Annotated in this window: 15 protein-coding genes; 6 read left to right on the top strand and 9 right to left on the bottom strand. The window is 71.0% G+C overall.

What is annotated here, in order from left to right; translation table 11 throughout:
- Positions 1-139 precede the first annotated feature (139 nt).
- The 3 genes from ICC28_RS27595 to ICC28_RS27585 form a co-directional block, all read right to left on the bottom strand.
- The gene (locus ICC28_RS27595; protein ID WP_188291436.1) at positions 140-931 is read right to left on the bottom strand and encodes an SURF1 family protein; all 792 of its coding nucleotides are present in this window, start codon (positions 929-931) and stop codon (positions 140-142) included.
- A gap of 48 nt (positions 932-979) precedes the next feature.
- The gene (locus ICC28_RS27590) at positions 980-1,213 is read right to left on the bottom strand and encodes a hypothetical protein (protein WP_188291435.1); all 234 of its coding nucleotides are present in this window, start codon (positions 1,211-1,213) and stop codon (positions 980-982) included.
- 80 nt (positions 1,214-1,293) lie between these two features.
- The gene (locus ICC28_RS27585; RefSeq protein WP_188291434.1) at positions 1,294-2,277 is read right to left on the bottom strand and encodes a DEDDh family exonuclease; all 984 of its coding nucleotides are present in this window, start codon (positions 2,275-2,277) and stop codon (positions 1,294-1,296) included.
- 160 nt (positions 2,278-2,437) lie between these two features.
- Here ICC28_RS27585 and ICC28_RS27580 point away from each other — a divergent pair, with 160 nt between their 5' ends.
- The 3 genes from ICC28_RS27580 to ICC28_RS27570 all read left to right on the top strand — a co-directional run bounded on the left by ICC28_RS27580 (position 2,438) and on the right by ICC28_RS27570 (position 4,786).
- Positions 2,438-3,148, top strand: a complete 711-nt coding sequence (locus ICC28_RS27580; RefSeq protein WP_188291433.1) for a VIT family protein — start codon at positions 2,438-2,440, stop codon at positions 3,146-3,148.
- 106 nt (positions 3,149-3,254) lie between these two features.
- Entirely contained in the window at positions 3,255-4,115 is an 861-nt protein-coding gene (locus tag ICC28_RS27575) for a sterol desaturase family protein (protein ID WP_188291432.1), read from the top strand.
- A complete protein-coding gene (locus tag ICC28_RS27570; RefSeq protein ID WP_188291431.1) occupies positions 4,112-4,786 on the top strand; it encodes a lysoplasmalogenase in 675 nt (224 codons plus the stop codon). The genes ICC28_RS27575 and ICC28_RS27570 overlap by 4 nt, the downstream gene beginning before the upstream one ends.
- A gap of 28 nt (positions 4,787-4,814) precedes the next feature.
- Here the strand turns inward: ICC28_RS27570 and ICC28_RS27565 are convergent, their stop codons facing one another.
- The 4 genes from ICC28_RS27565 to ICC28_RS27550 all read right to left on the bottom strand — a co-directional run bounded on the left by ICC28_RS27565 (position 4,815) and on the right by ICC28_RS27550 (position 10,649).
- A complete protein-coding gene (locus ICC28_RS27565; protein WP_188291430.1) occupies positions 4,815-5,822 on the bottom strand; it encodes a CopD family protein in 1,008 nt (335 codons plus the stop codon).
- A 100-nt stretch (positions 5,823-5,922) separates the two neighbouring features.
- Positions 5,923-7,440, bottom strand: coding sequence for a CoA transferase (locus ICC28_RS27560; RefSeq protein WP_188291429.1), 1,518 nt, complete (start codon positions 7,438-7,440; stop codon positions 5,923-5,925).
- A gap of 135 nt (positions 7,441-7,575) precedes the next feature.
- A complete protein-coding gene (locus ICC28_RS27555; RefSeq protein WP_188291428.1) occupies positions 7,576-9,084 on the bottom strand; it encodes a S8 family peptidase in 1,509 nt (502 codons plus the stop codon).
- Positions 9,085-9,125: 41 nt separating this feature from the next.
- Complete coding sequence (locus tag ICC28_RS27550) at positions 9,126-10,649, bottom strand: S8 family serine peptidase (protein ID WP_188291427.1); 1,524 nt, start codon at positions 10,647-10,649, stop codon at positions 9,126-9,128.
- A 328-nt stretch (positions 10,650-10,977) separates the two neighbouring features.
- Here ICC28_RS27550 and ICC28_RS27545 point away from each other — a divergent pair, with 328 nt between their 5' ends.
- The 3 genes from ICC28_RS27545 (at position 10,978) to moaA (ending at position 14,117) form a co-directional block, all read left to right on the top strand.
- Complete coding sequence (locus ICC28_RS27545) at positions 10,978-11,334, top strand: DUF485 domain-containing protein (RefSeq protein WP_188291426.1); 357 nt, start codon at positions 10,978-10,980, stop codon at positions 11,332-11,334.
- On the top strand, positions 11,331-12,977 hold the full coding sequence (locus tag ICC28_RS27540) for a cation acetate symporter (RefSeq protein ID WP_188291425.1): 1,647 nt from the start codon (positions 11,331-11,333) through the stop codon (positions 12,975-12,977). The genes ICC28_RS27545 and ICC28_RS27540 overlap by 4 nt, the downstream gene beginning before the upstream one ends.
- 150 nt (positions 12,978-13,127) lie before the next feature.
- On the top strand, positions 13,128-14,117 hold the full coding sequence (gene moaA / locus ICC28_RS27535; protein ID WP_188291424.1) for a GTP 3',8-cyclase MoaA: 990 nt from the start codon (positions 13,128-13,130) through the stop codon (positions 14,115-14,117).
- A gap of 7 nt (positions 14,118-14,124) precedes the next feature.
- Here the strand turns inward: moaA and ICC28_RS27530 are convergent, their stop codons facing one another.
- Both ICC28_RS27530 and ICC28_RS27525 read right to left on the bottom strand, forming a co-directional pair.
- Positions 14,125-14,343 carry a hypothetical protein gene (locus tag ICC28_RS27530; RefSeq protein ID WP_188291423.1) on the bottom strand — a complete coding sequence of 73 codons (219 nt, stop codon included), beginning with the start codon at positions 14,341-14,343 and terminating at the stop codon, positions 14,125-14,127.
- A gap of 232 nt (positions 14,344-14,575) precedes the next feature.
- Entirely contained in the window at positions 14,576-14,971 is a 396-nt protein-coding gene (locus ICC28_RS27525; RefSeq protein ID WP_188291422.1) for a DUF3099 domain-containing protein, read from the bottom strand.
- Positions 14,972-15,073 lie beyond the last annotated feature (102 nt).

The following is a 15,073-nucleotide window of genomic DNA, read 5'->3' as shown; positions in this document are numbered from 1 at the left end:
TGAGCCTCCTGCACCGGGAGGACCACCCCGAGGGCCGCTGCTGCTGACGCCCGCGGGCAGACGCGGGAGGCGCGTGCAGCGGACGTACCCGCGGGGCGCGGGCAACCGCGCGACCGGCCACCTGCTTCCCGCGGCCACGCTACACAGGGGCCGGTGTCGTCTCCGTCTCCTGCGCTGCCGCCGCCTGAGCCCGCTCCCGGGCCTCGCGGCGGGCCAGGACGAACCAGCCGACCGGGACGCCGACTGCGAACAGCCACCACTGGACGGCGTACGCGTAGTTCAGCGCCGCGTCCTCGTTGCCGGGCCTGCCGAGCTGCTCCGGGGTGCCGCCCTTGGGCTCGGGCTCCGTCTGCACGAGGTAGCCGCCGAGCACGCGGGCGTCCAGGCGGCGCGCCTCCTGCTCGCTGTTGATCAGCATGATCTGGCGGTCCGGCAGGCCTTCGAGGTTCTTGATGCCGCTGGCCGAGGTCGTCTCGTCGGGCATCAGCCGACCGGTGACGGTGATCTCGCCGCTCGGCGGTGCGGGAATCTTCGGGAACGCCGTCTGGCTCGGGCCGTCCGCGGGGATCCAGCCCCGGTTGACCAGCAGCACCCTGCCGTCGGTGAGGACGAACGGGGTCAGGACGTGGAAGCCCACCTCGTCGTCGGAGTTGGTGCGACGCCGGACGACGACCTCGTCGTCGGTGTCGAAGTGCCCCTGGGCGGTGACGGTGCGGTACCGCTCGGCGCTGGTGACGGTGTGGCCCGGCGAGGTCAGCTTCTCCACGGGGACCGGCGGTGCGGCGAGCGCCTCGGAGACCAGCTGGTTGCGGGCGGTGCGCTCCTCGTAGCGGTGCATCTGCCAGAAGCCCAGCCTGATCATCGTGGGGATGAGGAGGAGGGCGACCAGCGTGAGGATCACCCACTGCCGGGACAACAGGAAGCGGTACACCCCACGACCGTACAACTCGGACCGTGGGGTGTTCGCACAGGGGTGTGGTCAGACGCGGTCGACGATGCCCACCTTTCCCTCCGCGCGGGCGCAGTGGGCGCCGCAGTACCAGTGGCCCTCGACCTCGACGCCCTGGCCGATGATCTGCACCCGGCAGTGCTCGCAGATGGGGGCCATGCGGTGGATCGCGCAGGAGAAGCAGTCGAAGACATGCACCGCGCCCTGCGCGTGCACCTCGAAGGTCATGCCGTAGTTGTTGCCGCATACTTCGCAAGTCGCCATGCGCCACAGGGTGAGGTGTCCGCGCGGTGCGGGCGCGGCGCGGGCGGGCGAGTCGCGGCGCAAATCACCCGTCCGTACGGTCATCCCTCCGACGCCGGCTCCACATCGCGCAGGAGCTGCCCGAAGGCCGCCTCGTCGACGACCGGGGTGCCGTACTGCCGGGCCTTGACCACCTTGGAGGTGCCGGAGTCGGGGTCGTTGGTGACGAGCAGGCTGGTCAGCCGGGAGATGCTGGTCGCGACATGCAGCCCGGCCTCGGTCGCCCGGTCCTCCAGGAGGTCGCGCTCCACCGAGGTGTCGCCGGAGAACGCGACCCGCATGCCCTGCTTGAGTCGTTTGCCCTCTTCGTACCGGCCCGGGTTGGGATAGGGGCAGGCGGGGCGTTTGCGGGAGGGGCGCCAACTGGTCGGCCGGTAGCCGCCGTAGCCTCCCTGCTGCCGGGGCACGGCCAGGTCCGTCCACTCGGTCAGCGGCCGGCACTCGTGCAGCGGCAGCCGGACGCTCCGCGCGGCCGCGGCGTGCAGACTGGGCCGGAACGCCTCCGCCAGCACGCGCGCGTCGTCCAGCGCGTGGTGCGCCCGCTGCTGTACGACGCCGAAGTGCGCCGCCAGCGACTCCAGCTTGTGGTTGGGCAGCGGCAGGCCCAGCTCCTTGGAGAGCGCGATGGTGCACAGCCGCTGCCGCACCGGGGCCTCGCGCTTCGCGCGCGCGTACTCGCGGGCGATCATCTGCCAGTCGAAGACGGCGTTGTGCGCGACGAGCACCCGGTCCGCCAGGCGGGCGGAGAACTCCTCGGCGATGTCCGCGAAGAGGGGCGCGCCCTCCAGGACGTCGCTCGTCAGACCGTGGATCCACACCGGGCCCGGGTCGCGCTCCGGGTTGACCGTCGTGTACCAGTGGTCCTCGACCTCGCCGTGCGCGTCCAGCCGGTAGACGGCCGCGGAGATGATCCGGTCGTCCCGGGCCAGTCCGGTGGTCTCCACGTCAACGACCGCGTATCCCTCCGGATACGCGGTCGGCCACCCGGTGGGGGAGGGCGCTGCGGTCGTGTGGTCATCGAGCATGGTCCATGAGGATACGGGCCGGGACTGACAGCCCTGTCCCGTGGGCCCGGGTCGGTGTTCCGTCAGGTACCCTGCCGCGCCCGTCCGTTCGAGTGTCTGTGGGACCCGCACGTCAAGTTCCTTCCCGCGCGGGCGGGTACGCGGTGCGATCCTCCGGGGTGTGACGGAACCTGCGCATGACGAGACGCACGGCGGCGCGCTGGGGGAGCGGCTGAACTGGCTGCGGGCGGCCGTGCTCGGCGCGAACGACGGCATCGTGTCCACCGCCGGACTGGTCGTCGGCGTGGCGGGCGCGACCGGCGAACGCTCGGCCCTGCTGACGGCGGGCCTCGCCGGGCTGCTCGCCGGATCGATGTCGATGGCGGTGGGCGAGTACGTCTCCGTCTCCACCCAGCGCGACTCGGAGAAGGCCGCCCTGGCGCTGGAGAAGCGGGAGTTGAGCGAGCGGCCGGAGGCGGAGCTGGCGGAGCTCGTCGAACTCCTCCACGGGCGCGGCCTGTCCCGGGACATCGCCCGGGAGGCGGCCGAGCAGCTCACCGCGCGGGACGCGCTCAGGGCGCACGCGCGCGTGGAGCTCGGCATCGACCCGGACGCACTGACGAACCCGTGGCACGCGGCGTGGGCGAGCTTTCTGGCGTTCACGGCGGGCGCCCTGCTGCCGCTGCTGGCGATCGTCCTGCCCCCGGTCTCGGCCCGCGTCCCCGTCACGGTCGCCTCGGTCCTGGCGGCCCTCGTCCTGACGGGCTGGTCCGGCGCCCGCCTGGGAGCCGCCGCCCCGGGGCGCGCGGTGCTGCGGAACGTGGCCGGCGGGGCGCTGGCCATGGCGGTCACGTACGGTGTGGGGTCCTTGCTGGGGGCGGTGGGCGTTTAGTCGGCGGCGGTTGGTGGAGATCGCCAACAAGTAAGCGCGTACCGCCGGTAATACTTGTGAGTAACAACGTCTAGCCGCAGCCGACCAGCGGTTCTACGGTGCCCCCATGCCGAACCTGCCCGATGTCGTGCTGTGGTCGATACCCGCCTTCGTCCTGCTCACCGTGATCGAGATGATCAGCGTCCGTCTCCATCCCGACGAGGAGGCAGCGGGCTACGAGGCGAAGGACGCCGCGACCAGCGTCGGCATGGGGCTCGGAAGTCTCGCCTTCGACCTTCTCTGGAAGATCCCCATCGTCGCGATCTACACGGCGATCTACGAACTCACGCCCCTGCGGGTGCCCGTCCTGTGGTGGACCATCCCGCTGATGCTCCTCGCGCAGGACTTCTTCTACTACTGGTCCCACCGCGGCCACCACGTCATCCGCCTCCTGTGGGCCTGCCACGTAGTCCACCACTCCAGCCGGAAGTTCAACCTCACCACCGCGCTGCGCCAGCCCTGGACGTCCCTGACCGTCTGGCCGTTCTACGTCCCCCTCATCGCCTGCGGCGTGCACCCGGCAGCCCTCGCGTTCTGCTCCTCGGCCAACCTCGTCTACCAGTTCTGGATCCACACCGAGCGCATCGACAGGATGCCGCGCTGGTTCGAGTTCGTCCTCAACACGCCCTCCCACCACCGCGTCCACCACGCCTCCCAGGGCGGCTACCTCGACCGCAACTTCGGCGGCATCCTCATCGTCTGGGACCGGCTCTTCCGCTCCTTCGTCGCCGAGACCGAGCGTCCGGTCTTCGGACTGACCAAGAACATCGACACGTACAACCCGCTGAAGGTCGCCACCCACGAATACGTCTCCCTCGCCAAGGACCTGAAGAAAGCGCGCGGTTGGCGCCAGTGGGCCGGGCACCTCTTCCGCGGGCCGGGCTGGCAGCCCGCGCCGGAGCCGGTGAAGGAGACTCTGTCGGCGTGACCACCAGACGCGCTCTGCTCCTCGCCCTCGGCCTCGCCACCGCCGTCGACCTCGGCTGCCTCGCGGCCGACTACGACCCCGGGCACTTCGTCGCCAAGCCGCTGCTGATGCCGCTGCTGGCCGCCTGGGCTGCCCTGTCCGGCGCGCCCCGACTCCTCGTCGTCGCCCTCCTGTTCGGCTGGGGCGGCGACACCCTGCTGCTGTTCGACGCCGAGCCCGCCTTCCTCGCCGGGATGGCCTCCTTCGCGGCCGGGCACGTCTGCTACCTCGCCCTCGTCCGCACGCGCGGCCGGGCCGACGCGCACCACAGCTTCCTCCTCACCCTCTACTGCGCCGTACTGACCACCACCCTGCTCAGCCTGTGGACGGACCTGCCCGGCGACCTGCGCATCCCGGTCGTCGCCTACAGCATCCTGCTGACGGCCATGGCCTACGGCGTCGGCAGCCGCTTCGGCAAGGTCGCCGGGACCGGCGCCGCGCTCTTCGTGCTCTCCGACACCCTCATAGCGACGGACGTCGCCGAGTGGCCCCCGCTGCCCCTGCAGGACTTCTGGATCATGCTCACCTATGTCGCGGCGCAGTTCCTGATCGTCACCGGCATGCTCAAGGCGCTCGAAGCGCGTCCCGCCCCGGAGGAGACGTTCGGCGAGGTGCGCTCGGCCACGCCCTGAGCGCGCGGCTCCAGCAGGTGCCGGTCAGTCACCATCTGATCGGCACCGGCAGCGCCGTGAGCAGGCCCGAGACCGCCACGACGAACCCCAGCGCGACGACCTCCGCGCGCGCGGGGGAGCAGGCGGTCAGCGGGTCCGCCGCGCGGCGCAGCCGGAACCGCGCCCACAGGGCCAGCGCGGCGACGGCGACCACGAGCAGCACCTTGGCCAGCAGCACCCGCCCGTACGCCGTCGTCGTCAGCTGCTCCAGGATCGTCTCCGGCGGCATGCGGCGCAGCGAACTGCACACCCCCGTCGCCGTGATGGCGGCCAGCAGAACGACCGCCACGCGCGCGTAGAGCCCCAGCAGCGCCGCTCCCGTCGGCGTGCCGCCCCAGCCCCGCAGGGTCCGCAGCACGTGCAGCAGCCCGCCCGTCCACAGCGCCGCGCAGGTCAGGTGCACGAGCGTCAGGCCGGAGCCGAGCAGCGGGCTGTACTCCGTCGGGGGATGCGCGCGCAGCGCCTCGGCGACGACCACCGCGGCCAGCGGCCAGATCTGGGTGCCCGGCCGCCGGGAGAACGCGCACAGCCCGGCCGCCGCGAAGGCGTTGACCTCCAGCAGCGCGAGCTTGCCGTCCCGGGTCTCGTACAGGCCGCCGACATCGAGGTCGGCGAGACTGCCCGGCACCAGGTTGCCGGTCGACACGACGGAGGCGAGTCCGAGGGCGGCGACGAAACCGGCGGCGGCCGCGTGCGGCGCCCAACTCCGGGGTGCGACCGGGGGAGCACCGGGCACGGCACGGGCCAGCCGGTTCACGAACAGCTCGCCCACCGGCACGCACAACGCCGCGAACAGGACCGTCCGCAGCAGTGCGATGGCGCCGTCGCCGGGCGCGGCCGCCTCTCCGGTGCCGTGCAGCGCGGCCGACGGCCCGAGCAGCGGGATCAGCGCCCCGAGCAGCACCAGGACGAGTACGGCGACAGCCCGGCGGACTCCGCGCCGCGCCACGGGCCCGCCCGCGTCGGCCGCCCCGGACGTGGGTCTTGTCAAGGTCACCCCAGGATCTTCACCAGCCGTCCCAGAACAGGGCAAGTCCAGGAAAACAACTGGCGGTACGCCATTCCGCCCATGGTTACGTTTTCAGGCGCCCCGCGACTCAGGCCCACCGCGCGGAATCCGCCCCCCACACACCGGGCGGCCGCGCCCAGTCCACCGGCCCGCCCGCGAAGGACACGGGCGGCAGCGCATACCGCAGCCGCCCGAGGGCACTGTCACTCTCGGCCAGCCAGGGATCCGGCGCCTCGTACGCGGCTCCGCCCACCTCACCTCCGCCCCCCACCGCGCCTGCGGCGCCGGCCGTGTCTGTGGTGCCTGCCTCAGCTGGGGTGTCTGCCGCGCCTGCGGCGCCCACCTTGCTTCCGGCGCCCACCTCGCTTCCGGCGTCCGTCTCACGTGCGGTGCCCGCCTCACTCCCGGTGCCCGCCTCTCCCGCGGCGGACCCGCTGGTCAGCCAGAGTGCCGTGCGCGCCAGCGCCAGCCGTACGACCCTGCTGCCGCCCTCGTCGTACTGCTCGCTCAGGGCCCGCAGCACCGCAGCCGCCAGCAGGCAGCCGGTTCCGTGGTCGAGTGCCTGCGCGGGCAGCGTGCCCGGCCGCTCCCGCGACCCCTCGGTGACGGCGATCCCGGTGGCCACCTGCACCAGGCTGTCGAAGCCGCGCCGCCCGCCCCACGGCCCGTACGCGCCCCAGGCCGACACCTGCGCCACGACCACGCCGGGACGGCGCTCCGCCAGCGCCTCGGGGGAGAGCCCGAAGCGGTCCAGGGAGCCGGGCCGGTAGCCGGTGACGACCACGTCCGCGCTCGCCAGCAGCTCCTCGAAGGCACGCCGGTCCGCCCTCAGATCCAGGACGGCGGACCGCTTCCCGAAGCCGGTGTCCGCGTGTTGGTCGGGCAGTTCGGGGTGGTGCGGCGGATCCACGCGCAGCACGTCCGCACCCAGCAGGGCGAGCGTGCGGGTGGCGACCGGGCCCGCGATGACACGGGTCAGGTCCAGGACGCGCAGCCCGGCGGCGGGCAGCAGGGGAGTGGCGTCGATCGGCGCGAGCACGCGCGCGGGGGCGGTGTCGATGCGGTCGCGCTCGACCAGGGGGCGCTCGGCGATCGCCGCGGCCTGCGCGTGGGCCGCCCACTCCTCGGGCGTCCGCAGGGCGACGGCGAGGCCCCCCGCCGCGTACACGGCCTCCTCGACCTCCAGGGCGGAGCGCTCGGCGAACGCGGCCTCAAGGCGGTCCGCCCGCCCCAGCACCTTGAGCAACCGCTCCCGATGATGCGGATAGTTCGCATGCGTACGCACCCACCCGTCCGCGGTCCGCCAGAACCGGGACAGCGGAGCGAAGTTGACCGGCGCCCGGCCATTGATCAACAGATGCCGCTCACTCGTGAACGCCGTCGCCACCGCCCCGTCGTCCACCCGCACCCCCGGCACCTCGCCGAGCCCGGCCCGCCGCGCCCCCAACTCGGCACCCGCGAGCGCAGCAGCCCCCACACAGGCCCGCCCCAACTCCCGCACAGGAAGCCGCGCCCGCAACACCCCCTCCCGCGCCACCCAGGTCACCCGACCCGGAAGAGCACCATCCCCACCCACCGCCGACCAGGCCGACTCGATCGATGTCATGACTCAACTATGCAGTATTGACTCAATCAATATGAGTGGCAGCGCCCCACCGCAGCCGCACCCCTTTGCCCACGGTGCCGCACCACGACAAAGGGCCGGACGGTGGATCCGTCCGGCCCTTCGCGCGCGTGGGTGCTACTTGGTCACCGCGTCCAGCGCGTCCGCGATGCCCCAGCCGTAGAAGCCGTTGCGGTTCTTGGAGCCCTCGCACACCGCGTCGACCTTGCCGTCGCCGTCGATGTCGTAGGGGTCCGTGCAGGCGGTGGCGTCGGCCTCGGCGTAGAGGAGGGCCTTCACCGCGGTGGGCGGGAGGTAGGGGTGGGTGGACTTGATGAGGGCGGCGACGCCGGCGACATGGGGCGACGCCATGGACGTACCGGCCATGTAGCCGTACCCGCCGCCCGGCATGGTGCCCAGGATCAGGCCGCTGGTGGCCGGCGGGGCCGGGGTCTGGTAGCGGGTCGCGTCGCCGCCGGGTGCGGCGATGTCGACCACGCCCAGACCGTGGTTGGAGAAGGAGGACTTGATGCCCTTGGCGCCGGTCGAGGCGACCGTCACGATCCCCGGCAACTGCGTCGGGATGTCCAGGCACTCGGACGGGTCGATCACCCGCTCCACCGGCGTGGCGTCGTTCGGCGAGACCGGGTCGGTGATCTCGTCGGCCGCGAGGTCGTAGTTCTCGTTGCCGGCCGCCGCGACGTTGACCGCGCCCTTCTTCTCCGCGTACCGCGAGGCCCGGGTGAGGGCGTCGACGAGCGCCTTCTGGTCCGGGTCGTTCTTGCAGTTGAAGTACCACGGGTCGGTGTAATAGCTGTTGTTCGTCACGTCGACGCCGTGCTCGGCCGCCCACATGAAGCCGCACACCACGGCCTCCGTGTAGAAGTACCCCTCGGTCGTGGACACCTTGATGCCCGAGACCTTCACGCCGGGCGCGACGCCCGTCATGCCGATGCCGTTCTTGGCGGCCGCGATCTCACCGGCCACGTGCGTGCCGTGCGGGCTCTCGCCCGCCCCGGGCCGCCACGCGCCCTCGGTGGTGTCCGGCTTGCCCGTCACGCAGTTGACCGACGCGTCGCGGTCGAAGTTCGCCGCGAGGTCGGGGTGCGTGTCGTCGACCCCGGTGTCGATCACCGCGACGGTGACGTCCGGGCTGCCCAGCGACACCTTGTGCGCCTTGTCCGCCTTGATGGCGGGCAGGTCCCACTGGAGCGGCTCCAACGGGTCCTGCCCGTCGGCGGCCTCGACGGCCGCCGCCTCGGCGGCACTGAGCACCTTCGGCGTGCCCACGTCGGTGGTCGACTGGGCGGGCAGCGGCGCGTGGCGGGTGTTGCCCGCCGAGTCCACCCCGGGCACCTTCCGCACGACCTTGGCGAAGTCGGGGTTCGCCGAGTGGACGACGACCACGCCGATCCGGTCGTAGGAGGTCACGATCGTGCCGCCGGCCCGGGCGATGGCCCGCTCCACCCGGGGCGAAGGACCGTGCCCCGGACGGACGTTGACGACATAACTGAGAGAGGAGGCCTCGGCCTCGGAGGCGTCCGCGGCGGACGCCGGCACATTCGGCAGGAACGCGAGCGCCGTCGCCACGGCCATCCCGGCGGGGACGGCGAGCGCACGACGATAGCGCGGGTGAGGCGCTGTCATGGTGTCAGAGTCTCCAGTCTTGGGTGTCCTCGGGCCTTCGGTCACTTCACCGCACGCAGCGCGTTGACGATCCCGAACCCGTAGAAGCCGTTCACGCGCGGGCCGCCCTCGCACACTGCGTCCGGGGTGCCGTCACCGTTCTGGTCGTAGGACTCCGGGCAGCCCGGGTTGTCCGCCTGCGCCTTGAGCAGCGCCTGGATCTGGGCCCCGTTCGCCCACGGGTGCTTGGACTTCAGCAGCGCCGCCACACCCGCGGCGTGCGGCGCGGCCATCGAGGTGCCCTGCAGGAAGGCGTACTCGCCGTTCGGCATCGTCGACAGGACACGGCCGTTCTTCGAGGGCGTGTCCGGTATCTGGTACAGCCGGTCGCCGCCCGGCGCCGCGACGTCGACGACGCCCTTGCCGTAGGAGGAGTAGTACGACTTGAGGTTGTTCACGCCCGTCGCGCTGACCGTGACGACACCGGGCAGCTGCGTGGGCAGGTCGTAGCACTCATGCGGGTCGATCGTGCGCTCTACGGGCGTGGTGTCGTCGGGGCTGCTGGTGTCGACGATCGCGTCCGCGTCCAGGTCGTGGTTGGAGTTGCCCGCCGAGGCCAGGTGGATCAGGCCCTTCTTCTGGGCGTACAGCTGGGCCCGGTTGACCGCGTCGACGATCGCCTTCTGGTCGGGGTCGTCCATGCAGTTGTACAGCCACGGGTCGACGTAGTAGCTGTTGTTCGTGATCTCCACGCCGTGGTCGGCGGCGAACACGAACGCGCACACCACGCTCTCCGGGTAGAAGAGGCTGGTGTCCGGCTCGCTCACCTTGATCGAGGAGACCTTGACACCGGGCGCCACACCCGCGACACCGATCCCGTTGCGCGCGGCGGCGATCGAACCGGCCACGTGCGTGCCGTGGTAGTCGTCCGCCGTGTACGGCCGCCAGGCGCCCTCGCTGGTGTCCGCGACGCCGCCGACGCAGTTGGCCGACTGGGACTTGGAGAAGTTCGCGGTCAGGTCCGGGTGGGTGTCGTCGACGCCGGTGTCGATCACCGCGACGGTCACCCTGCTGCTGCCCGGGTTGATCTTCGCGGCCTTGTCGGCGCCGATCGCCCGCAGGTCCCACTGGTCGGCCTCGAGCGGCTCGCTCCCCGGGACGGACGCGCTCGCGGTCTTCGCGGCCTGCTCCTGGGTGAGGAGCTGCACCGCGTCCTTCTCCGTCGTGCCCGCGGCGGTCAGCGGTGCCGTACGCGTCGCACCCGCCGACCTGACCCCGCGCACCTTGCGCATCTGCTTGCCGAAGTCCGGGTTCGCGGAGTGGGCGACGATCACACCGATCTTGTCGTACGTCACCACGACGGTTCCGCCGGCCGCCGCGATCGCCTTCTTCACCGACCCGATCGTCCGGCGGTCCGTCGTCGTGTTGACGACGTAGGCCAGCTTCGGCGCGTCCGCCGCCTGCACGGTGGTCTCCGTGAGCGGGGTGGCCGTCGCTGCGGTCGGCAGAAAGCCCAGGGAGGCGGTCAGCGACAGCACGACGGGGACGGCCAGAGCGAGACGGCGCCTGGAAGGCAGATGAGCCATGGGATCTCCACATCATCCGGAAAAGAAACCGGCCCGAGACACAGGTGGTGCTCGGGCAGGTACATGACGGGCGTGCAGGCCTGAAGCTATCTCGCGATCTCCCTGGCCAGCAATGACTTCCCGGAACTGACTTTCGGAAAGAAGCAGACCGAGTTGAACCGGTCCTCGCGTGGCGCCGTGACCTTGGTCAGGGAGCCCGAGCACGATCGAGCCCCCTGACCACCGCGAGGAACAGAGCCGTCACATGTCCGTCGTACCGAACCCGTCCCCGAACCCCGATCCGCCCCCGTCCACCGTCGCAACAGCGCCCGCAACGCGAGGAGACTCCGTGGCCACCGACGCACCGCCCCCCTCGACAGAGCAACACAAACTCCCCACCACCGAGGAGTTCACCGAGGTGCAGGAGAGCGCGGAGTTCGGTGAACTGCGCCGCTCCTACCGCTCCTTCGCCTTCCCGCTGACCGTCGCCTTCATCGCCTGGTACCTGCTGTACGTCCTGCTGTCCATCTACGCCGGCGACTTCATGGGCACCCAGCTGTTCGGCAACTTCAACGTGGCGCTGGCCCTCGGCCTCGCCCAGTTCGTCACCACGTTCCTCATCGCCTGGTGGTACGCGCGGCATGCCGCGGCCAAGCTCGACCCCAAGGCCGAGGCGATCAAGTCCCGGATGGAGGGCGGCGCATGAGCACCGCGCACACGATTCTTGCGAGTGACACGGCCGTGGTGCTGGCGGCCGACGCGGCGAGCGAGCACCGCGGGCTGATCATCAGCCTGTTCTCGGCCTTCGTCATCGGGACCCTTTTCATCACCGTATGGGCGGGCCGGCAGACCAAGGACGCCGCCGACTTCTATGCGGGCGGACGCCAGTTCACCGGATTCCAGAACGGCCTCGCCGTCGCCGGTGACTACATGTCCGCCGCTTCCTTCCTCGGTATCGCGGGCGCCATCGCCCTGTTCGGCTACGACGGCTTCCTCTACTCCATCGGCTTCCTGGTCGCCTGGCTCATCGCGCTGCTCCTGGTCGCCGAGCCGCTGCGCAACTCCGGCCGGTACACGATGGGCGACGTCCTCGCCTACCGCATGCGCCAGCGTCCGGTCCGCACGGCGGCCGGCACCTCCACGATCGTCGTGTCGATCTTCTACCTGCTGGCCCAGATGGCCGGTGCCGGTGTCCTGGTCTCCCTGCTGATGGGCATCACCAGCGACGCGGGCAAGATCGGCATCGTCGCCCTGGTCGGCGTACTGATGATCATGTACGTCACGATCGGCGGCATGAAGGGCACCACCTGGGTGCAGATGGTCAAGGCCGTGCTGCTGATGAGCGGCGCCCTGCTGCTGACCTTCCTGGTCCTGCTCAAGTTCGACTTCAACGTCTCCGACCTGCTCGGCGCCGCCTCCGACCAGAGCGGCAAGGGCGCGGCGTTCCTGGAGCCCGGCCTGAAGTACGGCGCCAGCGGCACCAGCCAGCTGGACTTCATCTCGCTCGGCATCGCGCTGATCCTGGGCACCGCCGGTCTGCCGCACATCCTGATCCGCTTCTACACCGTGCCCACCGCCAAGGCCGCCCGTAAGTCCGTGATCTGGGCGATCGGCCTGATCGGCTCCTTCTACCTGATGACCCTCGCGCTCGGCTTCGGCGCCGCCGCGCTCATCTCGCAGGAGGAGATCACCAACTCCAACAAGGCGGGCAATACCGCGGCACCCCTGCTGGCGCTCCATCTGGGCGGCGTCGACTCCAACTGGGGCGCCATCCTGCTCGCCAGCATCTCCGCGGTCGCCTTCGCCACCATCCTCGCGGTGGTCGCGGGCCTGACGCTGGCCTCGTCCTCGTCCTTCGCCCACGACATCTACGCCAACGTCATCAAGAAGGGGAAGGCCACCGAGAAGGAGGAGGTCCGCGCCGCCCGCTGGGCGACCGTCGGCATCGGCGTCGTCTCCATCGTCCTGGGCGCCCTGGCCCGTGACCTGAACGTCGCCGGCCTCGTCGCCCTGGCCTTCGCGGTCGCCGCCTCCGCCAACCTGCCGACGATCCTCTACAGCCTCTTCTGGAAGCGGTTCACCACCCAGGGAGCCCTGTGGTCGATCTACGGCGGTCTGATCACCGCCGTCGGCCTGGTGCTGTTCTCGCCGGTGGTCTCCGGCAAGCCGTCGTCGATGTTCCCGGACGTCGACTTCCACTGGTTCCCGCTGGAGAACCCCGGCCTCATCTCGATCCCGGTGGGCTTCCTGATGGGCATCATCGGCACCTACCTCTCCAAGGAGGAGCCGAACAAGGGCAAGTTCGCCGAGCTGGAGGTCCGGTCCCTGACCGGCACCGGCGCCCACTGAGCACACCCCTCCCCCGACCGGCCGCGTCGTAGGTCCCTACGACGCGGCCGCGTCTTACCTCGTGGGATCGGGCTCTGTCGTTGTCAGTGCGTTCGCGTAGGCTCGCAGGTGTCGGAAAACCGTTGATCCGCTACGAGGGAGGGGGCCCACGTGCTCATCGACACCTACGGCCGGGTGGCCACCGACCTGAGAGTCTCACTGACGGACCGGTGCAACCTGCGCTGTACGTACTGCATGCCCGAGGAGGGTCTGCAGTGGCTGGCCAAGCCCGACCTGCTCACCGATGACGAGATCGTCCGCCTGATCGACATCGCGGTCACCTCCCTCGGCATCGAGGAGGTCCGCTTCACCGGCGGCGAGCCGCTGCTGCGCCCCGGCCTGGTCGGCATCGTCGAGCGCGTCGCCGCCCTCGAACCCCGCCCCCAGATGTCCCTGACCACCAACGGCATCGGGCTCAAGCGCACCGCGCCGGCCCTGAAGGCGGCGGGCCTGGACCGGGTCAACGTCTCGCTGGACACCCTGCGCCCGGACGTCTTCAAGACCCTCACCCGCCGCGACCGCCACAAGGACGTCATCGAGGGCCTGTACGCCGCCCGTGAGGCGGGCCTGACCCCGGTCAAGGTCAACTCGGTCCTGATGCCGGGTCTGAACGAGGACGAGGCCCCCGACCTGCTGGCCTGGGCCGTCGAGCACGACTACGAACTGCGCTTCATCGAGCAGATGCCGCTGGACGCCCAGCACGGCTGGAAGCGCGAGGGCATGATCACCGCCGGGGACATCCTGGCCTCCCTGCGCACCCGCTTCGAACTGACCGAGGAGGGCGCGGAGAAGCGCGGCTCGGCCCCGGCGGAGCGCTGGCTGGTCGACGGCGGTCCGCACGTGGTGGGTGTCATCGCCTCGGTCACCCGCCCGTTCTGCGCGGCCTGCGACCGCACCCGTCTGACCGCCGACGGTCAGGTCCGCACCTGCCTGTTCGCCCGCGAGGAGACCGACCTGCGCGCCGCCCTGCGCTCGGGCGCACCCGACGAGGAGATCGCCCGCATATGGCGGCTGGCGATGTGGGGCAAGAAGGCGGGCGCGGGCCTGGACGACCCGACCTTCGTCCAGCCGGACCGGCCGATGTCGGCGATCGGCGGTTAGGGCCCGGTCAGGCCCTTTCCGGCGCTTCCCAGTCCTCGAACCTCACGACGTCCTTCAGGAATCCCCGAACCCCAAGGAACTGGGACAGATGCTCCCGGTGCTCCTCGCACGCGAGCCACGTCTTGCGCCGCTCCGGCGTATGGATCTTGGGGTTGTTCCAGGCAAGCACCCACACCGCTGCGGTGCGGCAGCCCTTGGCGGAACAGATCGGCGTCTCGTCAGTCACGGGGTTCGTCTCACAGAGGTTCACAGGGTCCGCAGAGGTGCAAACATGGCGACGCCGAGCAGCCACGGGGGGAGCTGCCCGGCGTCGGTCCGTCGCTCCGACGGGGGATGCGGAGCGCTTACGAAGTATGTCATGGGTCACCCGCAGCCCGGCACCGGAACAACACTATTGATCTGAGCTTTTCTTGAGCTTGGTGCGGAGGTGGATTCCGTTTGCCCGGCGTCCGCCGAGCTCACATACGCTCCCGCGCCGCGCCGTCCGCACCCCGCCCGGGGTCGGCCGCGACATCTTCCGGGACGGGTTCCGCGAAGGACCCTTCCGGTCGCGGCGGGAGCATCGGAGGAGTCGGCGCGGTCACGAAGGTCGACGGCAGCGACGGTGCGTTCTCCCGCCCGGCGTTGGCGATCACCACGGCGACGTACGGCAGGATCGCGCCGAGGACCAGGGCCACGACGGCGACGTGCCGTTCGACGTTCCACAGCGTCGCCGCCAGGATCACCGACAGCGTGCGGACCGACATCGAGATGATGTACCGGCGCTGCCGCCCGCGCACATCCTCCTGGAGCCCCGCCCGGGCTCCCGTGATCCGGAAAACCTGGGCGCTGCCGCCTTCGCGCTGCTTCCGCATCACATTCCACCATCCGCCAGCATCGGACTCTCCCCTGCCCGCACCCGGACCGCCCCCGCTCGGGGCACCGGGTCCGGACCCCTTCCACGTTACGCCTGGCCT

Source organism: Streptomyces sp. TRM68416 (assembly GCF_014596915.1).
Classification (GTDB): Bacteria; Actinomycetota; Actinomycetes; order Streptomycetales; family Streptomycetaceae; genus Streptomyces.
The sequence above is the reverse complement of the archived record's forward strand: the minus strand, read 5'-3'. Positions and strand labels throughout refer to the sequence as shown.